The organism is Streptomyces sp. NPDC043854 (assembly GCF_056436005.1).
Map to the genome: position 1 here is coordinate 1 of NZ_JBWKDK010000002.1, position 22,274 is coordinate 22,274.

Here is a 22,274-nt window from a genome sequence, read left to right on the forward strand (position 1 = left end):
GGAGCGGGGCGCTTGGGGGGGTAGGCGGCGGGGGGGGGGGGGCGGGCGGCCCCCCCCCCCCCCCCCCCACGACCATGAAGTCGATGCCCACCTCGCCCTCCGGGTCGTCGAGGCGGAACCCGCCGGCCTTCACCGGCTCCGGGGCGCCGCCCGTGGCGGTGTACCAGGGCTGGTCGGGGAGCCAGGAGGCGAGGAGCTCCAGCTTGGTGGGGGTCATCGTGGTTTTGTGGATCACTGCCATGCGGCCGAACCTACCTCCCCCGCACCGGAGTTGGGAGATCCGGGCGGGGCGCGGTCAATCGCCCGTGGCGAACTCCGCCTTCAGCTCCTCCTTCAGCGACCGCTGGAACGCGGTCACCAGCGCCTGCACCATCATCGGCTGCATGTGCGCCGACAGCGCCTTCATGGACTCCACCCGCTCCGGGTCGTCCTCGCCCTCGGTGAACGGCCCCCACACCTCGTCGCGGAAGAGGCGGGTCAGCTCCTGCGCCGTCGCCCGGGCGTGCTCCAGCATCACCCGGCGTGCCGCGAGGATCGTCTCGTGGGAGATCGGCACGTCGAGCAGCGCCACCCCGAGCCGCAGCAGCGACAGGTCCACCCGGAACCCCCCGCCGCTGTCCGCGATCACGTCCATCGCGGCGAGGCGGTGCAGGTCCTCCTCCGGCAGCGGCCGCCCGGCCCGCTTCTCCAGCTCCTCCCGGGACACCTCCTCGGCCGAGTCCGGCGCCCAGGTCGCCACCAGGGCCCGGTGGATGGCCAGGTCGTGCGCGCTCAGGTCGTCGGGCAGGGCGTCGAGGTAGCGCTCGATGGCGGACAGGGTCATGCCCTGGTGCTGGAGCTCCTCGATCAGCGCCAGCCGCGACAGGTGTTCGAGCCCGTAGTGCCCCACACGACGGGGTCCGATCACGGGAGGGGGCAAAAGGCCGCGGGTGCTGTAGAACCGTACGGTGCGGACGGTGACCCCCGCCCGGGAGGCGAGCTCGTCGACGGTGAGCACGGGCTCGGGTACCCGGGTGGTCATGGTCGCTCGCCCCGCTCTCTGATCAGCACGTCCCGTTTCAGTACCGCGGTTCAACAGTATTGCTGTCGCACCAACGATGTGAAACGGCCAGGAGCTGCCCATGACCACGAAACTGCGACTGCCCGGACGTCCCGAAGAGCTCACCCTCCCCGCCCTGCTGGCCCGCAACGCCGCCGAGTACGGCGACCTCCCCGCCCTCTCGTGGCGCACCGCCCCCGGCTCCGCCGACTGGACCACCCTCGGCTGGGCCGAGGTCCGGCGCAGGGTCGCCGTCCTCGCCGCCGGGTACGCCGCCCTCGGCGTCGAGCGCGGCGACCACGTCCTGATCATGATGGGGAACCGGCCCGAGCACTGGCTCAGCGACCTCGCCCTCGTCCACCTCGGCGCCGTCCCGGTCACCGTGTACGGGACCTCCGCGCCCGGGCAGATCGCCCACATCGCCCGCCACAGCCGGGCCCGCCTCGCCCTGGTCGAGGGCGCCCGCGAGCTCGCCCGCTGGGAGCCGCTGCTCGCCGACCCCGCCGTCCCCCTGGAGCGGCTGGTCGTGGCCGACGCCGCGGACGCCGCCGGCCACGGCACGTACGGCTCGCTGTACGCGAGCGGGGCCCGGCTGCACCGCGCCGACGCCTTCGAGAAGGCCTGGCAGGAGACCCGGCCCGAGGACCCGCTGACCGTCGTCTACACCTCGGGCACCACCGGGGACCCCAAGGGCGTCCGGCTGACCCACCGCAACATCCTGCTCCAGTCCGTCCGCCTGGACCGGCGCGTCGAACTGCCCGAGCACGCCGAGCACATCTGCTACCTGCCCTTCGCGCACATCGCCGAGCGCATCCTCGGGATCTACCTGCCGCTGCTGCGGGCGGCGCACGTCCGGATGGTCGCCGACCCGGCCGCCGTGGCGCCTGCCGTCCGCGAACTGCACCCGGTGCAGTTCTTCGGGGTGCCCCGGGTGTGGGAGAAGCTCGCCGCGTCCGTGCGGGCGGTGCTCGCGCAGCTGCCCGCCGGGCAGCGGGAGGCCATCGAGGCGGCGGGCGACCTCGCGCGCGCCCGGGCCGGGCACCGCGAGCGCGGCGAGCCGGTCCCGGCCGCGCTCGAAGCCTCGTACGCCCGGGCCAAGGAGCAGGTCCTGGACCCACTGCTGGGGCTGGCCGGGCTGGACCGGCTCGTGTGGACGGCCAGCGCCACCGCGCCGATGCCGATCGACGTGGTCCGCTTCTGGGCGGGCTGGGGGATCACGATCATGGACGCCTGGGGGCTGACCGAGACCTCGGGCGTCTGTACGGTCAACAGCCCCGACGCCTTCCGCCTCGGCTCCGTCGGCCGCCCGATCGACGGGCTGGAGCTGCGGCTGGCCGGGGACGGGGAGATCCTCGCCCGCGGGGAGACCGTCTTCGGCGGCTACCTGCGGCCCGACGGCTCGCTGGAGCCGGCGCACGACGCCGACGGCTGGTTCCCGACCGGGGACGTCGGCCGGCTCGACGAGGACGGGTTCCTGTGGCTGACGGACCGCAAGAAGGAGCTCATCATCACCTCGAACGGCAAGAACGTCTCGCCCGCCCTGGTGGAGAACACCGTCAAGGAACACCCGCTGATCGGCCAGGCCATGGTGCACGGCGACGGCCGCTCCTACCTCGTCGCCCTGCTGGTGCTGGACGCGGAGCTGGCTCCGGCCTGGGCGGCGGCCCGCGGCATCGAAGCCGCCTCCCCCGCTGAACTCGCCTGCCACCCGGAGGTCCGCGAGGAGATCGCCCGCGCGGTCGAGGCGGCCAACGCCCGGCTCAACCGCACCGAGCAGATCAAGCGCTACCGGCTGCTGACCGAGGAATGGGGCCCGGAGTCGGGCGAGCTGACGCCCTCGCTCAAGCTCCGCCGCCGCGTGGTCCGGGACAAGTACGCAGACCTGATCGACGGCCTGTACGCGGACCCGCACGAGGCCCCGTAGCGCGGCATGGCTGTGGCCCCCGGCCCCCGGCCTCCCGGCCGGCCCCACGGCGCGGCCGGCCCCGCCCCCGGCCCCCTGCCTCCGGGCGGTGGGCGGTCGGGGGCCGCGTCGCCGCGGACTGGACCCACCCGTGCAGGGCCGGGGGCTCAGGTGCGTGCGATGCCGTTGACGAGCAGGCCGAGAGCCGCGAGCAGGGCCACGACGTACAGGCCGTCGAGGGCGTGCCGGGTCACGACGCGCTCGCCCCGCGCTCCGCCCCGGCCGCATGCTCCAGTGCGCGCACGAGCTGCCGGATGATCCTGGCCAGGCCCCTCGCATAGTTCCAGTTCGCGTGGGGGCCGGACCCCAGCGGGCCGACGGCCGCGAAGTACTCCCATTCGGCGAGGGCCTCGAACGCCCCGACGGGGCGGTGCTGCGAAGGCATCCTGGAGAGGGCATCGTGCAGCTTCTGCCCGCAGGTGATCAGTTCGTCGGTGAGCGCCGCGACGCCCTCTTGGGCAGGCCGCTCGCCGTACGGGGCGAGCGCCCGGCCGACCAGGGCGGTCGCGACCATGTGATCCTGCGGCATGCTCATGCCGGTGCTCCCTACCGTCGTGAGGAGGTGGAGACACCAGCGTGACGGCCCGGCGAGGGATGAACGCTCACAGAATTGTGAGTGCTACATGCCGACCCAGCGGGCCATCCCCCCGAGGCTGTCCGGGGCTCGCCGCGACATGTGCACCAGTCCGCGGATGGTGCTCCGGGTACCGGGAAGATGCCGTGTCTGTTCCGGCGCCAACTTCCTCGCCTCCGCCAAGTACCGCAGTGACGTCTTGGCGGAGCCGGCCTCCATCTCGACAAGCGCCCGATCCACCAAATAGCGGGCCCGGCGCGACATCAGCATCGACTCCGGCAGCTTCAGCGCGCGGGCCTGACCGAGAGCATCATCGAAGCGGCGCATCGCGATCGATGCGCCAAGCTCGTGCAACTGGACGTTGACCCGCCCGAACGAGAGCCAGTGCACCTCCCTGGCTTCGCCGCCGACGCGGTCCGCCAGGTCACGGGCGGCGGCCAGATGCGTTGCCACAGCGGTGGCGTCCTCGTTCCTCGCGGCGACCGTGGCCGCCCCGAGGTGGAGCTGCCCGGCCACGGCGAGGGCCTCACGGCTCGTCTCCTCGGCCAGCAGGCTGTGCCCCGAAGAGATCAGCGGCAGGCTCGTCGCACAGCGCCAGAGAATCGCCCGCTTGTACCGCTGTACCGCTTCGGTGCACGGGTCCGAGGCCCTCCCCGCGGCCCACCCCATCCGGTCCAGGGCGACGCGGGCGAGGTCAGGGTGGTCAAGCTTGAGCGCCACATCGTGGGCGGTCCGGTACGCCGAGGCGAGGGCCCGCCACAGCGACGTTGACGGGGCGGTCCATACAGTGTGGGTCAGTTCCACGATCAGGCCGGGCAGCGCATCGGCCGCCGCACGCAGGTGCGCGGCACGCACCTGCCGGCACAGCGCGTCCGCCTCGGCGATCAGCTTGGGCGCCGGCCGGACAGCGGTCAGGTCCGGGTTCGGTCCGAGGTCGAACCGGTCGAGCGCCTCCCGGATCGGGACGACGAGGGCGAGCAGCCGCTCGGAGGGCAGTTGTGCCGTGGCTGGCGGTCCTGTCAGCTTGGACGTGTCCACCCCAAGCGCTCGTGCCACTGCCGCCACGAAACCGGGAGTTGCGGAGCGGGCGCCGCACTCGACCTGGTTCAGCAGGCTGAGGCTGTACGGAATGCGGTCGGCCAACTCGCGCTGTGAGAGACGTCGTAAGCGACGCTGCTCCCTGATCCGAGAACCGGTGCGGTCGTCGTCGGGTAGAGGCATATCGGTCTCCGTCCAAGACTCGTCATCAAGGACGGTACCCGTGCCCGCGGCGCCGACCGCGTGGTCGCCCCCGGCTCCTCGGGGGGTGGGGGCGATTGCATAGGCTCGGGAGCCATGACGACGAGGACCGTGTACCTGCTCTGCTCGGCCGCCCCGCCCGTCTTCGAGATCGCCGGGGTGGTGGAAGAGGCGCAGCGTCGCGGCTGGGACGTCTGCCTGGGCCTGACCCCGACGGCCGCGGACTGGCTGGAGGACAGTCTCCCGGGGTTGGCCGCTCTGACCGGGCATGCGGTGCGCACGCGGTACAAGCGGCCCGGAGAGGCGGACGTGTGGCCACCCGCGGACGCCGTGCTGTTCGCCCCGGCGACCATGAACACCGTCAACCGGTGGGCGTTGGGGATCACCGATACGTGGGCCGTCGGGGTCGTGGCGGAGGGCATTGGCAAGGGCATCCCGATGGCCGTCATGCCGTGCGTGAATGCCGCCTATGCGCAGCACCCCCAGTTCCCGCTGTCGCTGGAAACGCTCCGGTCGGCCGGTGTCCGGGTGCTGTATGGCGAGGGCGGGTTCGTGCCGAACCAGCCGGGCGAGAAGAAGCCGTACCCATGGGGGCTGGCCCTGGATGCCCTGGACAGCGTGGTGCCGGTGCACGGGGACTGAACGCACGAAGGCGCCCCCTCCCGCGGCCCGCAGGCCGAAGAGGGGGCGTCGTGTCGTTCAGGAGGTGCAGTACCACCCGCTGGCCCAGCCGGTGTTGGGACGGGCCCGCAGTCGACTGATCCGGATGCGGGGGGCTAGCGGCCGATCACCGGGTAGTGGTCGGAGAGGTTGGTGTACGTGTAGGACGTGCCCCAGCTGGAGACCGTCCAGGGGGCGGATTCCTCCTTGACCACGTTGTTCTCCCAGCCGGCCGGGCGGGCGTTGCCCTTGCGGTACAGGACGTAGTCCAGGTCCTCGCGCGGGTCCGTGGGGTAGCGGTAGTTCGCGATCGAGTTCAGGGCCGTGTCGAAGGAGTACGGGTGCCCCGTGCGCGTGTCGGAGCCCGCCAGGTCGGCGTTGGCGAGCATGGACGCGTACTCGGGGGTGCGCGAGTCGACGTTCATGTCGCCGGCCACGATGACCTGCTCGTTCGCCGGGATGTTCTTGCCGTCCAGGAAGGCGTCGATCGCCTGGAACTGGCGGGCGCGCATCTGCGCCGCCTCGCCCGCGCCGCAGCCCGGGTCGGTGGACTGCGCGTGCGTGCCGACCACGTGCACCTTCGCGCCGTTGACGTCCAGCACGACGTAGGCGAAGCCCTTGTTGGACCACCAGTCGGCGCCGCAGGCGTCCTTGTAGACGAACTGCTCCTTGCGGACGATCGGCCACTTGCTCAGGATCGTGACGCCGCCGTCCTCCGGGGTGGTGGTGGAGTAGGCGCCGCCCGTCGCGTCCCAGCCGGTCTTGCTGCGGCCGACGACCGGGGTCTGGTACGGGTACTGGGCCGCCGAGTTGGCCTTCAGCGCGTCCGAGGAGCTGTTGTCGAAGGCCTCCTGGAGCACGACCACGTCGTGGCCCTGGTAGAAGGAGGTCCGGGGTATCTGCGCGGCCCGGTGGTCCTGGCCCCAGTTGGGGTACAGGTTCTTGCTCATCAGGAACACGTTGTACGTCAGGACGCTGAGCCGGGGGGCCGTGCTGCTCTCCGCCGCGGTGGCGGCGGGAGCCGTGGTGACGGTCAGGGCGCCGGCGGCGACCGCTGCGACCGCCGCCGCGGCGGCGCGGTGACGACGGGTGTGCTCGAGCTGCGGCATGAACTCTCCAGCATGGCTGTGGGGGAGATCGACGCCCGCAATCCAAGCAGCCGCAGTTACCTCTGGGTAACACCCGTGACAACACTTTCTGGCGGTTGTCCTACAGCGCGGGCTCGGACAGCAGTTCCAGCAGCCAACGGGCGCTGTCGGCGTGCCCGTTCGCGCCATTCGGGCCGTTCGCCACGCCTGTGCCGGCTGCTTGGGGGAAGACGCGGCTCCACGACGCGGCGCGGCCGATCGCCCCGAGCCGCCACGCCAGCGACACCGCGCGCCGCAGCCCCCCGGCCGCGGCCCCGCCACCGGTCCACGGCTCCAGGTAGGCGTCCCGCAGCCGGGGCAGCACCTCGGCCCCGTACCGCGCGCGAGCCGCCCGGGCCGGGACCAGCAGGCTGCAGAACGGGTGCGACACGGCGGCGTCGCCCCAGTCGAAGAAGGTGAACCGGCCCGGCTGCGGGACGAAGAGCTGGCCGTCGTGCAGATCGGAGTGGTCGAGCGTGTCGGCGATGCCGAGGCCCGCGAGCTCGGCGCACCAGTCCGCGAGCCGGGGCCGCAGCGCGTGCAGTGCGGCCCGCTGCTCCGGCTCCAGCGCGGTGTTCTCCCCGACGAGCCGGTCGAAGACCTCCGGCAGCGCGGCCGTGCGCGCGGACGGCACGCCCAGGGCCTCGATCTCCGCGGTGTACGGCACCAGGGCCCGCTGGAGGGCGGCGTACCGGCGGAGCGGCTCCTCCCAGGCGCCCGGGCCGGCGGGCCCGCGGTCGAGCAGGTCCCGGAACAGGGTCCCGCCGTCGGGCAGCAGCGCCCAGTCGCGGCCGGCGGCGACCGCGAGCGGCGCGAGCACGTGCTCGGGCACCCAGCGGGCCAGGGCTGCGGTCAGCCCGGCCTCGAACGCGCCGGCCGGCGGGTTGGCCTTGAACCAGACGGGTGCGCCGCGGGATCCGGTGGTGATTTCGCTACCCGGGGCTCCTTCGGCCGCCTCCACGGACAGGCGTACCAGGACCGACCACGGCCGCAGGCGCACCTCGTGCCGGCCCGTCTCGCGCAGCCCGCCGGCGGCGAGCTCCCGCTCCAGCCAGGTGAACACCCCCGCCCGCCACGGCTCTTCGTCCCAGGGCGTCACCGCCTCCGGGAAGCCGCCCCGGTCCACCACCGCCCGCATGTCGTCGCGCATGGGCCCCATCACACCACCGCGTACGGCGCCGCCTCCACCGACTTTGCCCGCCGGGCCGCCGACCTGGGGATACGGCCCCCGCGCGGCCATACTGGAGGTACGGAGCACCGAACCAGGGGGACGCACATGACCACCGCACAGCAGCCGGCCGCACCGAGCCCGCGCCCGGCCGGTACCCGCCGGCCCGACCCGCGGCCGCCGGCTCCCGGCGGGGTGCTGTGGACCATATCGGGGGACATCCGGGCGCTGCTGATGCTGCCCGCCGCCTTCACCATGCAGGTCGCCCACCCCGCCATCGGGGCCGGCGTCGACGAGCACTCGGTCTTCCGCACCGACCCCTGGGGGCGCGGCGAGCGCTCGCTGCGCTCCGTCCAGCTGTGGGTGTACGGCGGGGAGCAGGCCGCCGAGGAGGGCCGCCGGGTGCGCCGCCTGCACAAGGAGATCCAGGGCATCGACACCCGGGGCCGGCGCTACCACTCCCTCGACCCCGCCTGCTACGCGTGGGTGCACGCCACCGGGTTCCCGATCTACCTGTACGCCGGGCGCTACCTCCTGCGCCGCTTCACCCCGGCGCAGGAGCGGCAGCTGTACCGGGAGTGGCTCCAGGTGGGGCGGATCCTCGGCCTGCACGACCGGGACATGCCGCAGACCGTGGAGGAGTACTGGCCCTACTACCGCCGGATGCTGGCCGAGGAGATCGAGCCGACCAAGGTCGCCCGGGAACTCGTCGCCACCGACGTGCCCCTGCCGCGGCCCACGGGCGGCCCGCTGCCCGTGCGGCTGCTGCTGCGGGTCTTCTGGCCGGTGCTGCGGGCGGTGTTCCTGCGCTTCAGGGCCTTCGTCACCGTCGGGTACATGCCGCCCGAGGCCCGCGCCGCCATCGGGCTGGAGTGGTCCGCGGCCCAGGAGCGCAGGCTCCGGCGGTTCAGCACGGCCGTACGGCTGCTGGTGCCGCTGCTGCCGGAGCGGCTGCGGTACCTGCCCATCGCCTACCGGGCGCGGGCGCAGTGGCGCGCCGGCGCCCGCTGAGGGACGCCGGCGCGCGGGAGCCCGTACGGACCCGGGGCGGGTGCGGCAGCAGGCTCAGTGGCCGTGGCCGTGGCCGTGGCCGTGACCGCGCCCGCTGCCGCTGCCGCTGCCGTGCTCGCGGTCGTGGACCGAGTCCGTCGCGGCGATCTTCTTCCAGGACTTCGGCTCCACCGGCTTCGCGGCCGGGGCCCGCAGCGGGCGGGCGTCCTTCGACGCGGCGGCCGGCGGGGCGAACTCCGGCTTGCCCGGGGTGTACAGCCAGGTCTCGAACAGCTGGGCGAGCTGCTTGCCCGACACCTTCTCCGCGTACTGGACGAAGTCACCGACGGTGGCGTTGCCGTGGGCCCGCTCCGTCGGCCACCCCTTGAGGATCCGGAAGAACTTCTCGTCGCCGATCTCGTTGCGCAGCGCCTGGAGGGTGATGGCGCCGCGGTCGTACACGGCGAGGTGGAACAGGTTGTCCGGGCCCGGGTCGCCCGGCTTGACCTGCCAGAACGGGTCGTCCGCGGCGCGCAGCCCGTACGCCCACTCGGCCAGCTCCTGCGCGGTGCCCTCGCCCTCCTTCTCCGACCACAGCCACTGGCTGTAGCGGGCGAAGCCCTCGTTGATCCAGATGTCCTTCCAGCCGTCGACGGACACGCTGTCGCCGTACCACTGGTGGGCCAGCTCGTGCACGACCACGGAGGTGTTGGCGCCGCCCGCGAACTGGCGCGGGCTGTAGAACGGGCGGGTCTGGGTCTCCAGCGCGAAACCGCTCGGCACGTTGGGCACGTAGCCGCCCAGCGCGTTGAAGGGGTACGGGCCGAAGACCCCCTCCAGCCACTCGGCCACCTCCGCGGTCCGCTCCACGCTGGCGCGCGCTGCGCCCGCGTTGTCGCCGAGGTCCTTGCTGTAGGCGTTGAGGACGGGCAGGCCGCCGGCCGTCTTGTCGGTGGTGATGTCGAACTTGCCGACGGCGAGGGTGGCCAGGTACGTGGCCTGCGGCTTGTTCGAGCGCCAGTTGTAGCGGGTCCAGCCGAGCCGCGAACTCTGCGACAGCAGGACGCCGTTGCTGATCGCCTGCGTGCCGTCGGGGACGCTCACGGAGATGTCGAAGGTGGCCTTGTCGAGCGGGTGGTCGTTGCTCGGGAACCACCAGGCGGCCGCGTCCGGCTCCTGCGCCGCGACGCCGCCGTCCGGGGTGCGCTGCCAGGCCGACCAGCCGTCGACCTTGAACTCCGAGGGCTTGCCGGCGTACTTGACGACGACGGTGGCCTGGCGGCCCTTCGGCAGTGCCTGGGCGGGGGTGACCTCGAGCTCGTGCGCGCCGGAGGCGGCGAATCCGGCCTTGACGCCGTTGACGCGGACCTCGCTGACCTTCAGGCCGAAGTCGAGGTTGAAACGGGACAGGTCCTGGGTGGCGGTGGCCAGCAGGGTGGCCGTGCCCTCCAGGAGGTCCGTCTGCGGCTGGTACTTCAGGCGCAGGTCGTAGTGGGACACGTCGTATCCGCCGTTGCCGCTGGCCGGGTAGTAGGGGTCGCCGATACCCGGCGCGCCCGCGGCGGAACCCGCGGCCGATGCCGGGATCACCAGCAGCAGGGAGGCGGCGAGCACGCTCGGGGCGATGACTTTGCGGTGCACGGGGGCTCCAAGTGGTGAGGGGGGTGGCTTCGTTCGACCGTATTCACCCCCGCCCGCCACGTCATGTCCATGGCCCCTGATGTCACACGATCGCCATCCGGTCGCAAGGGAACCGCCCCTTGGACGGCGTACCGCCGCACCCGGTCCCGTCCTGTGCATCCCCCGTGTCCCGGGCTGCGCGGGGCCGTGGCGCCGTCGGCCGGAGCGCCGGGTACGCCGTACGGGGAGGGCGGGTTGTCCGGATTCCTCCCCGGTGTGTCTCCGGGCGGCTTTGGCGGAAACCTTGCGGTTCCTGTCCGGCCATCAGGCGGTGCACTCCCGCTTCCGGGTGACGCACGGGAAGAGCGGCGGACCGCACCGTGCCCGCCGCCCCCGCCCGGCACGCTGCGCCGCAGCAGTCCGGCTTCGGCCGGTTCGGCGTCGTAGCGAGGCGGAATCGGTTCTGCCGGGGCCCCGCCGGAGCGGCATACCGAGCAGTCGGTAACCTGCTCCCATGACGCTTCCCGAGCACGCCGCACGCCGCGCCTGGCACGGTGCGATCAACCCGCTCCACGCGACCATCTACTTCTCGCCCGACCTGACCGCGGAGTTCGCCGCCCTCGGTGTCGACGACCACTCCCGGGCGGCCCTGTCCTCCCGCGCCGCCGCCATGGGAGCCGTCGGCACCGGCACCGTCGCCGCCACCTTCTACAACTACCGGTACGAATTCCTCGCCCGGCACCTGCCGGCCGTCTGGGACACCATCACCCCCGAACAGGCCCTCGCGGCCCGCCTGCGCGCCGCCGACCGCACCCTGCGCCGCCTCCTCGGGGACGACACCGTCGCCTCCCCGGAGCTGGCGGAGGCCGCGGACCTGGCCATGCGCGCCACCGAGGCCTGCACCCGGCACGCCCGCACCCTCTACGCGGCCCACGCGGACCTCCCCGTCCCCGCGGAGCCGCACCTGCGCCTGTGGCACGCCGCCACCCTGCTGCGCGAGCACCGCGGCGACGGCCACGTCGCCGCGCTGCTCCTCGCCGGCCTGGACCCGCTGGAGGCCCTCGTCACCCACAGCGCGACCGGTCGCGGCATGAACGCCAAGTGGATCAAGGCGGTCCGCGGCTGGGAGCAGGAGGACATCGACGCCGCCGCAGCCCGGCTGCGCGCCCGCGGGCTCCTCGACGACGAGGGCGACCTCACCGTCGAGGGCAAGGCCGTCCGCGAGCACCTGGAGGACGAGACCGACCGCCTCGACGCGGCCCCGTACGAGCACCTGGGCGCCGACGGCCTGGCCCGGCTCGCCGAACTCGGCGGCGGCTTCGCCGCGAAGGCCGTCAGCGCGGGGGCCTTCCCCTCCAACGCCTTCGGCAAGGCGGCCTGACCGGGGGCGCCTGACCGGGGGCGCCTGACCGGGGGCGCCTGACTGGGGCGACCCGACGTGCGCCGGACGGTCCGGCCGCCGCGCCGGGCCGCCGCCGGTCCCGCCGGTCCGCGGGTACGCCCCGGTTCGCCGCCGGGGCGCGGGGCTCCCGGCCGCCGTCACCGCCACCTGCCACAATGGGGAGCCGTCCAACGCACAACGAAGGCAGGCGGGACCCGATCGTGACGACGTCCATCGAAGGCAGGATCGCCGAGGAGCTCGGCGTACGGGAACGGCAGGTCAAGGCTGCCGTCGAGCTGCTCGACGGCGGCTCCACCGTGCCGTTCATCGCGCGCTACCGCAAGGAAGCGACCGAGATGCTCGACGACGCCCAGCTGCGCACCGTCGAGGAGCGGCTGCGCTATCTGCGGGAGCTGGAGGACCGGCGCGCGGCGATCCTGGACTCCGTACGGGAGCAGGGCAAGCTCGACGCCGATCTGGAGGCCCGGATCAACGCGGCCGACACCAAGGCCCGGCTGGAGGACATCTACCTGCCGTTCAAGCCGAAGCGGCGGACGAAGGCCCAGATCGCGCGCGAGGCCGGCCTGGAGCCGCTCGCCGACGGCCTGCTCGCCGACCCGTCGGTGGAACCGGCCGCCGCCGCGGCCGCGTTCGTCGACACGGACAAGGGCGTCGCCGACCCCGCGGCGGCCCTGGAGGGCGCCCGCGCCATCCTCACCGAGCGGTTCGCCGAGGACGCCGACCTCATCGGCGAGCTGCGCGAGCGCATGTGGGGCCGCGGCCGGCTCGCCGCGAAGGTCCGCGAGGGCAAGGAGGAGGCGGGCGCGAAGTTCGCCGACTACTTCGACTTCGCCGAGCCGTTCACGGCGCTGCCCTCGCACCGCGTCCTCGCCATGCTGCGCGGCGAGAAGGAGGACGTCCTCGACCTCACCCTGGAGCCGGAGGACCCCGAGACCGCGGTCGTCCCCGGACCGTCCTCGTACGAGGGCACGATCGCCCGCCGCTTCGGCGTGGCCGACCGGGCCCGCCCCGGCGACAAGTGGCTCGCCGACACGGTCCGCTGGGCCTGGCGTACGAAGATCCAGGTGCACCTCGGCATCGACCTGCGGATGCGGCTGCGCTCCGCCGCAGAGGACGAGGCCGTCCGGGTCTTCGCCGCCAACCTGCGCGACCTCCTCCTCGCGGCCCCCGCCGGCACGCGGGCCACGCTCGGCCTCGACCCGGGCTTCCGCACCGGTGTGAAGGTCGCCGTCGTGGACGCCACCGGCAAGGTCGTGGCCACCGACGTGATCCACCCGCACGTGCCCGCGAACCGCTGGGACGAAGCCCTGGCCAAGCTCGCCCGCCTCGCGGAGCAGCACGAGGTCGAGCTGATCGCCGTCGGCAACGGCACCGCCTCCCGCGAGACGGACCGCCTCGCCGGCGAGCTGATCTCCCGCCACCCCGAGCTGAAGCTGACCAAGGTCATGGTCTCCGAGGCGGGTGCCTCCGTGTACTCGGCCTCCGCCTTCGCCTCGCAGGAGCTCCCGGACATGGACGTGTCGCTGCGCGGGGCGGTGTCCATCGCCCGCCGCCTCCAGGACCCGCTCGCCGAGCTCGTCAAGATCGACCCCAAGTCCATCGGCGTCGGCCAGTACCAGCACGACCTGTCCGAGGTGAAGCTGTCCCGCTCCCTCGACGCGGTCGTCGAAGACTGCGTGAACGGCGTCGGCGTGGACGTCAACACCGCCTCCGCGCCGCTGCTCGCCCGTGTGTCGGGCATCAGCGGCGGACTCGCCGAGAACATCGTGGCCCACCGCGACGCCAACGGCCCCTTCCGCAGCCGCAAGGCCCTCAAGGACGTGCCCCGGCTCGGCCCCAAGGCGTACGAGCAGTGCGCGGGCTTCCTCCGGATCCGCGGCGGCGACGACCCGCTGGACTCCTCCAGCGTGCACCCCGAGGCGTACCCGGTCGTCCGGTCCATGGCGAAGACCGCCGGCAGCGAGGTGGCCGCCCTGATCGGCAACACGTCGGTGCTGCGCTCGCTGAAGCCCGAGCAGTTCGTCACCGAGGCCTTCGGCCTGCCCACCGTCACCGACATCCTCGGCGAGCTGGAGAAGCCGGGCCGCGACCCGCGCCCGGCGTTCCGGACGGCCGCGTTCAAGGAGGGCGTCGAGAAGATCGGCGACCTGGCCCCCGGCATGGTCCTGGAGGGCGTCGTCACCAACGTGGCCGCCTTCGGCGCCTTCATCGACATCGGCGTCCACCAGGACGGGCTGGCCCATGTCTCGGCCCTGTCGAAGAACTTCGTCAAGGACCCGCGCGACGTGGTCAAGCCGGGCGACATCGTCCGCGTGAAGGTCCTGGACGTGGACATCCCGCGCAAGCGGATCTCGCTGACCCTCCGGCTGGACGACGAGGCCGGCTCCGCGCCGGGCACGCCCCGCCAGCGCGAGGACCGCCAGGACCGGCGCGGCGGCGGCCGTCCCCCGCAGCAGCGCGGCGGCCAGGACGGCCGGCGCGGCGGCCGGGGCGGCGGCGAGGGCCGGCGACAGGGCGGCCAGGGCGGCCAGGGCGGCGGCGCCCCGGCCCCCGCGAACAGCGCCATGGCCGACGCGCTGCGCCGGGCCGGGCTCGCGGGCCCGGGCTCCGAGGACCGCCGCAGGCGGTAGCGCCCGCACGCGTCGCCGGAGGGTACGGGGCCCGGCGCGGAGGTGGCCGAAAGCGAACCTCCCGCAGGGACGCGCCTTGCGAACTCCCGTACCCGATCTGTAGGCATGGTGGAACGCCCGTTCGTCATCAGGCGGACGGGCGTTCCGTTTCCCTCAGGACCGCACTCTCCCCGAGGCCCCTTGACGGCAGAGGACGCCACACCCATGCCTGCCCATGCCTACCGACGCTGCCCGCGAAAGGGTCCGAAGAGGGATCACATGCACCACTCTCAACTCGGCCTCCGCAAACGGTGTGAGAAGATTCTCGGCCATCTGGATCTGCCGCACCCGTTCTCCCTCGAGGAGCTGTGCGGGCGCATAGCCGAGCAGCGGGGCCGCCCCATCCGCCTCCACCCGCTCCCCAAGGAGGCGGCGGAGACCGGCGTCTGCGGCCTGTGGGTGGGCACCGCCCGGGTCGACTACGTCTTCTACGAGGAGAACACCACCCCGCTGCACCGCGAGCACATCGTCCTCCACGAGCTCGGCCACATCCTCTTCGGCCACCACTTCCTGGAGGGCGAGGAGCTCGACGGCCGGGCCCCCGTCGTCCTCGGCCGCTCCGACTACACCACCCGCCAGGAGCAGGAGGCGGAGATGCTCGCCAGCATGATCCGCATCCGCACCGCCACCCCCTGCCCGCAGCCGGCCGCCGAACTCCGCGGCACCCTCGCCCGGCTGGAGTCCGCCATGGGATACGAGCGGCGCCGCCGTGGCCACTGAGCTCAGCGCGATCGGCGACTGGCTCGCCGTCCCCAGCGTGGCCTGCCTCTGGGCCGCCGTCCTGCTGCGGGCCCCCGCCGCCCTGCGCTCCCCGCAGCAGCGCGGACTGTGGCTGGCCGTCGCCACGGCCGCCGCCGCAATGACCCTGAACCTCCCCGACGTCGTCGCGTACGCGATGCGCGACCCCGGCTACGCCCACACCGTCGGGCTCGTCCGCAACCTCACCGGCGTGCTGTCCGCCGGCGCCGTCCTCTACTTCGTGGCGTCCGCCACCCGCGGCCGCACCCTGCAACGCGCCGCCTGGGCGGGCACGGCGGCCTGGCTGGCCCTCCTCCTCGTCCTCGACCTGACCGCGCCCGCGCACGGCGCGCACACCCTCCCCCCGCGGGGCGGTCCCGTGCCCTCCCTCGCGTACTGGCTGATCCTCATCTGCGCACACCTGCTCGCCAACACCACCTGTGTCGCCCTGTGCTGGCGCTACAGCCGCCGCACCGAGAGCAGGGGACTGGCGCTCGGGCTGCGGCTGTTCGGCCTGGGCACCGCCCTCGCCGGCGTGTTCTGGTTCTGCTACCTCCTCAAGGCCCTGTTCGGCAGCTCCTGGGCCATGCCCGCCCTGCCGCTGATGATGAACCTGCACGGACTGCTGCGCGCCGCCGCCATCCTCGTCCCGACCGCCTTCACGCTGCGCCGCACCGCCGCCGACAGCGCCACCGCCTGGCGGCTGTGGCCGCTGTGGCACGACCTGGTGCAGGCCGTTCCGCACGTCGTGCTCACCAAGCCGAGGGCGGGCCGGCTCCTGGAACTGCTGTGGCCGCCCGTCCCGCGCAACATGCTCGTGTACCGCAAGGTCATCGAGACCCGCGACGCGATCCTCATCCTCGGCGAGTACGTCGCCCCCGGCATACCCGAGCTCGCCCGCAGCCACGTCACCCTCCGCGGCGTCCCCGAGCCGCGGCGCACGGCGGCCGCGCTGGCCTGCGTCCTGAAGGAGGCACGCGCGGCATTGCTCGCCGGACAGCCCGGCAAGCCCTGGCAGGCCGCGTACTGGGTGCTCCCGGCCGTCATGCAGCACTCCGCCGGGAGCGAGGCCGGCCTGGAGGACGAGGCGCGCTTCCTCGTCGACGTGGCCCAGGCCTACGGCTCGACCGCCACCGCCGACTTCGCGCCCTGAACCACCCGTACCACCGCAGGAAGTGACGCCGCCTTGACCACCGCAATGATCACCGGGGCCAGTGCCGGGCTCGGTGCCGCCTTCGCCCGCGGCTTCGCCGCCAAGGGCTGCGACCTCGTCCTCGTCGCCCGCGACGAGGACCGCCTGCACGCCGTCGCCCGCGAACTCGGCCGCGAGTTCGGCACGCAGTGCGAGGTGCTGCGCGCCGACCTGCTGGACGCCGCCGGCTGCGCGGCCGTCGCCGAGCGGCTCGCCGACCCCGCCCGGCCGGTCGACATCCTGGTCAACAACGCCGGGTTCGGGCTGGCCGACCCCTTCCCGTACAGCCCTGTCGCGGACGAGGAGCGGATGCTCGACCTGCTCGTGAAGGTCCCGCTGCGGCTCACCCACGCGGTGCTGCCCGGGCTGCGCGAGCGCCGCCGCGGCGCCGTGCTGAACGTGTCCTCGGTGGCCGGACTGCTGCCGACCGGCACGTACGGGGCTGCCAAGGCCTGGGTGACCGCGTTCAGCGAGTCCCTGCGGGTCGACATGGAGCCGTACGGGGTCCGGGTGCTGGCCGTGGTCCCCGGCTTCACCCGCACCGAGTTCCAGGCGCGCGCCGGCATGGACGTGAGCTCCCTGCGCGAGGCGGTCTGGCTGGAGCCGGAGGCCGTGGTGGCCAAGGCCCTGCGGGACCTCGCGCTGCGCCGGCCGGTCAGCATCACCGGCCGCCGCTACCGGGCGTACGCGCTGGCCGCCCGGCACCTCCCGCGCGGCTTCGTGGCGCGGAAGATGGCCCGCACCCGCCGCCCGCCTGCCGGCCGGTAGCCGACGGCGGACCCGGGGCGCCGGCCCGGCGTCCCGAGGGCAGCCCCGCTACAGCTCGACCACCTTGCCGTCGGCGACCTGCAGGCGCCGGGTCACGTGCACCGCGTCCAGCATCCGCCGGTCGTGCGTGACGAGCAGCAGCGTGCCCTCGTACGCCTCCAGGGCCGACTCCAGCTGCTCGATCGCCGGCAGGTCCAGGTGGTTCGTCGGCTCGTCCAGCACCAGCAGGTTCACCCCGCGCCCCTGGAGCAGCGCCAGGGCCGCCCGGGTCCGCTCGCCGGGGGACAGCGTCGCCGCCGGGCGCAGGACGTGCGCCGCCTTCAGGCCGAACTTCGCCAGCAGGGTCCGCACGTCGGCCGGCTCGGTGTCCGGGACCGCCGCGCAGAAGGCCTCCAGCAGCGACTCCTCGCCGAGGAACAGGCCGCGCGCCTGGTCCACCTCGCCGATCCGCACGCCCGAGCCGAGCGAGGCCGCACCGGAGTCCGGGGCCAGCCGGCCCAGCAGCACCGCCAGCAGCGTCGACTTGCCCGCGCCGTTCGCGCCGGTGATCGCCACCCGGTCCGCCCAGTCGAGTTGGAGGCTGGCCGGGCCGAAGGAGAAGTCCCCGCGCTGCACGGCCGCCTCGCGCAGGGTCGCGACCACCGAACCGGAGCGGGGGGCCGCCGCGATCTCCATGCGCAGCTCCCACTCCTTGCGCGGCTCCTCCACCACCTCCAGCCGCTCGATGGCACGCTGCGTCTGCCGGGCCTTGGCGGCCTGCTTCTCGCTCGCCTCGCCGCGCAGCTTCCGGCCGATCTTGTCGTTGTCCGAGGACTTGCGGCGGGCGTTGCGGACGCCCTTGTCCATCCAGTTGCGCTGCATCAGGGCCCGGCCCTCCAGCGCGGCGCGCTTGTCGGCGTACTCCTCGTACTCCTCGCGGGCGTGCGCGCGGTCCCTGGCCCGCTCCTCCAGGTAGGCGTCGTAGCCGCCGCCGTAGAGGTTGATCTGCTGCTGGGCCAGGTCGAGTTCGAGGACCTTGGTGACGGTCCGGGCGAGGAACTCGCGGTCGTGGCTGATGACGACCGTGCCTGCGCGCAGACCCGTGACGAACCGCTCCAGCCGCTCCAGGCCCTCCAGGTCCAGGTCGTTGGTCGGCTCGTCGAGCAGGAACACGTCGTAGCGGGACAGCAGCAGCGAGGCCAGGCCCGCCCGGGCCGCCTGCCCGCCGGACAGGGCGGTCATCGGCAGGTCCAGGCCCACCGCGAGGCCGAGCTCGTCGGCGGTCTCCCGGGCCCGCTCGTCGAGGTCCGCGCCGCCGAGGTTCAGCCACCGGTCCAGCGCCGTCGCGTACGCGTCGTCCGCGCCGGGCGTCCCGTCCACCAGGCCCTGCGTCGCCGCATCCAGCTCCGCCTGGGCGGCGGCGACACCGGTGCGCCGGGTCAGGAACTCGCGTACGGACTCCCCGGCGCGGCGCTCGGGCTCCTGCGGCAGGTGGCCCACGGCGGCGGTGGGCGGGGACAGCCTCAGCTCGCCGGACTCGGGGGTGTCCAGGCCGGCGAGCAGCCGCAACAGGGTCGACTTCCCGGCGCCGTTGACACCGACGAGGCCGATGACGTCGCCGGGCGCGACGACGAGGTCGAGCCCGGCGAAGAGCGTGCGCTCGCCGTGTGCGGCGCTGAGGTTCTTGGCGACGAGGGTTGCAGTCATGGTCCACCGATCCTATCCGCGCCCCGCGGACGGGCCGGCCCGGTCCTCGTGGCGGGATAGGTGGGATGCCCGTCATTGCCGCCATGCCCGCCGGTCTCACACCATGGGGTCATGTCGTCGCACAACGTGCTCGTCGTTCTGTACGACGGGCTGCAGAGCCTGGACGTGAGCGGTCCTGTGGAGGTCTTCGCCGGAGTGGCCTACTTCCCCGGGCAGGCCGGCTATACGATCCGGACCGCCTCCGCGGGCGGAGTCCCGGTGCGCACCAGCAGCGGGCTCACCCTGGTGCCGGACGGGGACCTGGAGCGCGAGCGGCCGGGCCCCGGCACCACGCTGCTGGTGCCCGGCGGCCGGTACTCGGGCGACTTCGACGCACGGCTCACCGACTGGCTGCGCGCCCACGGGGGTGGAGCGCAGCGGCTGGTGTCCGTGTGCACGGGCGGGCTGCTGCTCGCGGAGGCCGGGCTGCTGGACGGTCGGCGGGCCACCACGCACTGGTCCGTGTGCGAGCAGATGGCCCGCGACTACCCGCGGGTTGCGGTCGAGCCGGACCCGATCTACGTCCGGGACGGGCGGGTCGCCACCTCGGCCGGCGTCACGGCCGGGATCGACCTGGCCCTGGCCCTGGTGGAGGAGGACCACGGGCGGGACATCGCGTTGCAGATCGCCCGGCAGCTGGTGGTCTTCCTGCGCCGGCCGGGCAACCAGGCACAGTTCAGTGCCCAGCTGGCGGCCCAGACGGCCCACCGGGAGCCGCTGCGCGAGGTCCAGCACTGGATCACCGAGCACCCGGCCGCGGACCTGAGCGTGCCCGCGCTGGCCGAGCGGGCCCGGCTCTCGCCCCGGCACTTCGCCCGGGCCTTCCAGGCGGAGACCGGGGTGACGCCGGGGCGGTACGTGGAGCGGGTCCGCGTGGAGCACGCCCGCCGGATGCTGGAGGACAGCGGCGAGGGCGTCGCCCAGATCGCCCGGGCCTGCGGCTACGGCACCCCGGAGGCCCTCCGCCGCGCCTTCGTCAAAACCCTCGGCCAGCCCCCCGCCGAATACCGCCGCCGCTTCGGCCACCCCTGACCGCCCCGTCAGGGGCGCGGGGAACGGCGCGCTCAACCACGGACCCCCCGCACCCTGCGGCACACCCACAGCACCCACACCCCCCGACGTCCGAAGGAGAAGACATGCAAATCGCCGTCCTGCTCTACAACGGATTCACCGCCCTCGACGCCATCGGCCCCTACGAAACCCTCGTCCACCTCCCCGACTCCGAGACCGTGTTCGTCGCGGAGCGCCCCGGCCCCGTCCGCTGCGACAGCGGCCGCCTCTCCCTCGTCGCCGCCAAGGGCCTCGACGAGGTGACCCGCCCGGACATCGTCGTCGTACCCGGCGGCCCCCACCCGGAGACGGAGACCGGCAACCCCGTGGTCCTCGACTGGCTGCGCGCGGTCGACGCCACGACCACCTGGACCACGTCCGTCTGCACCGGCTCGCTCCTCCTGGCGGCCGCCGGCCTGCTCGACGGCCGCCGCGCCGCAGGCCACTGGCTGTTCCTGGACCAGCTGCCCGCCTTCGGCGCACGGCCCACCGGCGAGCGCGTGGTCTTCGACGGCAAGTACGTGACCGCCGCCGGGGTGTCCTCCGGCATCGACATGGGGCTGGCCCTGCTCGGCCGCACGGCCGGCGACGAGTTCGCCCAGACCGTCCAGCTGCTGATCGAGTACGACCCCCAGCCGCCCTACGACGCCGGCTCTCCGGCCAAGGCGCCCGCCGAGCTGGTCGCGCGGCTGCGCGCGCTCAGCCCGCTGAAGCAGCCCAGCTGAACTTCGGCGTACGGCGCTCCAGGAACGCGGCGACACCCTCGGCGGGGTCGCCGCTGCCCGCCTGCTGCCGGGCCCAGTGCTCGTCCCGGTCCGTCCGGCCGTCTGCGAACTCCTTCGCCGCGGCCTGCGTCAGCGCAGACCGGGCCGTCAGGACGCGGGCGAACTCCGCGACCCGCTCCTCCAGCCGGCCGGCGGGCAGCAGCTCGTTGAGGAAGCCCGCGCGCAGGGCGTGCTCCGCGTCGATCAACTCGGCGGAGAAGAGCAGGTACTTGGCGGTGGACGGTCCGACCAGGCCGGCCAGTCGGCGGGTGGACGAGGCCGGGTAGACGAGGCCCAGCCGCGCCGGGGTCACCCCGAACGAGGATCCCTCCTCGGCGAAGCGCAGGTCGCAGGCGCCGGCCAGCTGGCTGCCCCCGCCGACGCAGAATCCGCGGATCGCGGCGATCGTGGGCTTGGGGAAGGCGGCCAGCGCCTCCTCGGCGACGACGGACAGCGCCTGCGTGTCGCCGTCCCCGGCGAGGTTGGAGATGTCGGCGCCGGCGCAGAAGGTCGGACCGGCCCCGGTCAGGACGAGCACCCGCACGTCCGGGTCGGCGGCGAGGCCCGCCAGCAGTCCGGGCAGCGCGCGCCACATCGCGGCGCTCATGGCGTTGCGCTTGGCGGGGTGTGAGATGACGACCGTGGCGATCCCGTCGGCGACGGTGTGCCGGAGGGCTGCTTCCTCGGCTGCTTCCTGGGCTGCGTCCATGCGCCGGATGCTATCCCGGGCGGCCGATCCTATGATCAAGGGAGTCCGTTACGGGGGGCTGCGGAAAGGTGCCACACCCATGGGCGCAGACCGGGCAGACCGGGCAGGCCGGGCCGACCACTCGGACCGATCAGACCGTGCCGACCGCTCGGAAGGCGCGGATCGCTCGGACCGGGTGGACTGCGCCGGGGCCGAGGACGCCGGGCGGCTGCGCCGCCGCCTCGGCCGGCTGGCCGTGCTCGGCGCGGTCCTGGTGCTGGCCGGCCTGCTGGGCCTCGTGTACGTCAACGTCGCCGCCCTCACCTCGATGCTCCTGTTCGGCTGGCTGCTGCTGATCGGCGGGGCCGTGGGGCTGCTCCATGCCGTCGAGTCCCGCAAGAGCAACTACTTCTGGCTCGCGGTCATCGTGGCGGCGATCAACATCGCCGCCGGTTTCGTGATCCTGCGCCGACCCGAGGCGAGCGCCGAGGCGCTGACCATGTTCGCCGCGCTGCTGTTCCTCACCGCCGGAGTGTTCCGGCTGGTCGGGGCGCTGGTCGTGCGGGGTACGCAGTTCGGGCTGATGCTCGTGCAGGGCGCCTTCGGCATCCTGCTGGGCCTGCTGGTCCTGGCCGATTGGCCCGGCAACAGCCTGTACGTGATCGGAACCTTCTTTTCCGTCGCCCTGTTGTTCGACGGGCTGAGCCTGCTGGCCCTGGGCCTGGGCGGCCGCCGCATCCTGGGTGTGGTCAGGGAAGACGGGGAGTCCGGGCCGGGGGGCGCCGCGGGCGGGACGCGCGGTGCGGCCGGAAAACATCCCACGGAAGATCAGGAACAGTCGAACGGCTGACGCAGACATACGTCCGCGGTCAAAAAGTGTCCGATAAGCGCTGACTTG

Annotated in this window: 20 protein-coding genes; 11 read left to right on the plus strand and 9 right to left on the minus strand. The window is 73.6% G+C overall.

Annotated features, from left to right (window positions below):
* Together AC068A_RS02005 and AC068A_RS02010 are read right to left on the minus strand one after the other, a co-directional pair.
* Nucleotides 1-241: maltokinase N-terminal cap-like domain-containing protein (locus AC068A_RS02005; protein ID WP_478579404.1), on the minus strand; the 241-nt coding region annotated here is incomplete at its 3' end.
* 54 nt (nt 242-295) lie between these two features.
* Nucleotides 296-1,021, minus strand: coding sequence for a MerR family transcriptional regulator (locus AC068A_RS02010; RefSeq protein ID WP_478579406.1), 726 nt, complete (start codon nt 1,019-1,021; stop codon nt 296-298).
* A gap of 100 nt (nt 1,022-1,121) precedes the next feature.
* Here AC068A_RS02010 and AC068A_RS02015 point away from each other — a divergent pair, with 100 nt between their 5' ends.
* Complete coding sequence (locus AC068A_RS02015; protein ID WP_478579409.1) at nt 1,122-2,963, plus strand: AMP-dependent synthetase/ligase; 1,842 nt, start codon at nt 1,122-1,124, stop codon at nt 2,961-2,963.
* Between the two features lie 229 nt (nt 2,964-3,192).
* On the opposite strand, the gene AC068A_RS02020 is transcribed toward AC068A_RS02015, so the two are convergent.
* Nucleotides 3,193-3,537, minus strand: coding sequence for a DUF6415 family natural product biosynthesis protein (locus AC068A_RS02020; RefSeq protein ID WP_478579412.1), 345 nt, complete (start codon nt 3,535-3,537; stop codon nt 3,193-3,195).
* 84 nt (nt 3,538-3,621) lie between these two features.
* On the minus strand, nt 3,622-4,797 hold the full coding sequence (locus AC068A_RS02025; protein ID WP_478579413.1) for a helix-turn-helix domain-containing protein: 1,176 nt from the start codon (nt 4,795-4,797) through the stop codon (nt 3,622-3,624).
* A gap of 114 nt (nt 4,798-4,911) precedes the next feature.
* Between AC068A_RS02025 and AC068A_RS02030 the strand changes: the two genes are divergently transcribed.
* Nucleotides 4,912-5,457, plus strand: coding sequence for a flavoprotein (locus tag AC068A_RS02030; RefSeq protein WP_478579415.1), 546 nt, complete (start codon nt 4,912-4,914; stop codon nt 5,455-5,457).
* A 134-nt stretch (nt 5,458-5,591) separates the two neighbouring features.
* Here AC068A_RS02030 and sph read toward each other — a convergent pair whose 3' ends face one another.
* The gene (gene sph, locus AC068A_RS02035) at nt 5,592-6,584 is read right to left on the minus strand and encodes a sphingomyelin phosphodiesterase (protein ID WP_478579418.1); all 993 of its coding nucleotides are present in this window, start codon (nt 6,582-6,584) and stop codon (nt 5,592-5,594) included.
* Between the two features lie 100 nt (nt 6,585-6,684).
* Nucleotides 6,685-7,752 carry an aminoglycoside phosphotransferase family protein gene (locus tag AC068A_RS02040; RefSeq protein WP_478579421.1) on the minus strand — a complete coding sequence of 356 codons (1,068 nt, stop codon included), beginning with the start codon at nt 7,750-7,752 and terminating at the stop codon, nt 6,685-6,687.
* A gap of 126 nt (nt 7,753-7,878) precedes the next feature.
* On the opposite strand from AC068A_RS02040, the gene AC068A_RS02045 reads away from it, so the two are divergent.
* A complete protein-coding gene (locus tag AC068A_RS02045; RefSeq protein ID WP_478579423.1) occupies nt 7,879-8,781 on the plus strand; it encodes an oxygenase MpaB family protein in 903 nt (300 codons plus the stop codon).
* A gap of 54 nt (nt 8,782-8,835) precedes the next feature.
* Here AC068A_RS02045 and AC068A_RS02050 read toward each other — a convergent pair whose 3' ends face one another.
* The gene (locus AC068A_RS02050; RefSeq protein ID WP_478579425.1) at nt 8,836-10,401 is read right to left on the minus strand and encodes a M1 family metallopeptidase; all 1,566 of its coding nucleotides are present in this window, start codon (nt 10,399-10,401) and stop codon (nt 8,836-8,838) included.
* A gap of 493 nt (nt 10,402-10,894) precedes the next feature.
* Here AC068A_RS02050 and AC068A_RS02055 point away from each other — a divergent pair, with 493 nt between their 5' ends.
* From AC068A_RS02055 to AC068A_RS02075, 5 genes are all read left to right on the plus strand, one after another.
* Nucleotides 10,895-11,761 carry an SCO6745 family protein gene (locus AC068A_RS02055; RefSeq protein WP_478579428.1) on the plus strand — a complete coding sequence of 289 codons (867 nt, stop codon included), beginning with the start codon at nt 10,895-10,897 and terminating at the stop codon, nt 11,759-11,761.
* A 221-nt stretch (nt 11,762-11,982) separates the two neighbouring features.
* Complete coding sequence (locus AC068A_RS02060) at nt 11,983-14,412, plus strand: Tex family protein (RefSeq protein WP_478579430.1); 2,430 nt, start codon at nt 11,983-11,985, stop codon at nt 14,410-14,412.
* A gap of 258 nt (nt 14,413-14,670) precedes the next feature.
* A complete protein-coding gene (locus tag AC068A_RS02065; protein ID WP_478579433.1) occupies nt 14,671-15,171 on the plus strand; it encodes a hypothetical protein in 501 nt (166 codons plus the stop codon).
* The gene (locus tag AC068A_RS02070) at nt 15,161-16,342 is read left to right on the plus strand and encodes an MAB_1171c family putative transporter (protein WP_478579436.1); all 1,182 of its coding nucleotides are present in this window, start codon (nt 15,161-15,163) and stop codon (nt 16,340-16,342) included. The genes AC068A_RS02065 and AC068A_RS02070 overlap by 11 nt, the downstream gene beginning before the upstream one ends.
* Before the next feature lie 33 nt (nt 16,343-16,375).
* Complete coding sequence (locus AC068A_RS02075; RefSeq protein WP_478579438.1) at nt 16,376-17,149, plus strand: SDR family NAD(P)-dependent oxidoreductase; 774 nt, start codon at nt 16,376-16,378, stop codon at nt 17,147-17,149.
* A gap of 48 nt (nt 17,150-17,197) precedes the next feature.
* On the opposite strand, the gene AC068A_RS02080 is transcribed toward AC068A_RS02075, so the two are convergent.
* Entirely contained in the window at nt 17,198-18,835 is a 1,638-nt protein-coding gene (locus AC068A_RS02080; protein WP_478579441.1) for an ABC-F family ATP-binding cassette domain-containing protein, read from the minus strand.
* Between the two features lie 111 nt (nt 18,836-18,946).
* Here AC068A_RS02080 and AC068A_RS02085 point away from each other — a divergent pair, with 111 nt between their 5' ends.
* Nucleotides 18,947-19,906, plus strand: coding sequence for a GlxA family transcriptional regulator (locus AC068A_RS02085; protein WP_478579444.1), 960 nt, complete (start codon nt 18,947-18,949; stop codon nt 19,904-19,906).
* A 104-nt stretch (nt 19,907-20,010) separates the two neighbouring features.
* Nucleotides 20,011-20,649 carry a DJ-1/PfpI family protein gene (locus tag AC068A_RS02090; protein WP_478579447.1) on the plus strand — a complete coding sequence of 213 codons (639 nt, stop codon included), beginning with the start codon at nt 20,011-20,013 and terminating at the stop codon, nt 20,647-20,649.
* Here the strand turns inward: AC068A_RS02090 and AC068A_RS02095 are convergent.
* Complete coding sequence (locus AC068A_RS02095) at nt 20,624-21,397, minus strand: enoyl-CoA hydratase/isomerase family protein (RefSeq protein ID WP_478579450.1); 774 nt, start codon at nt 21,395-21,397, stop codon at nt 20,624-20,626. The genes AC068A_RS02090 and AC068A_RS02095 overlap by 26 nt on opposite strands.
* Nucleotides 21,398-21,476: 79 nt before the next feature.
* Here AC068A_RS02095 and AC068A_RS02100 point away from each other — a divergent pair, with 79 nt between their 5' ends.
* On the plus strand, nt 21,477-22,226 hold the full coding sequence (locus tag AC068A_RS02100; RefSeq protein ID WP_478579453.1) for an HdeD family acid-resistance protein: 750 nt from the start codon (nt 21,477-21,479) through the stop codon (nt 22,224-22,226).
* The last annotated feature ends 48 nt before the right edge of the window (nt 22,227-22,274 follow it).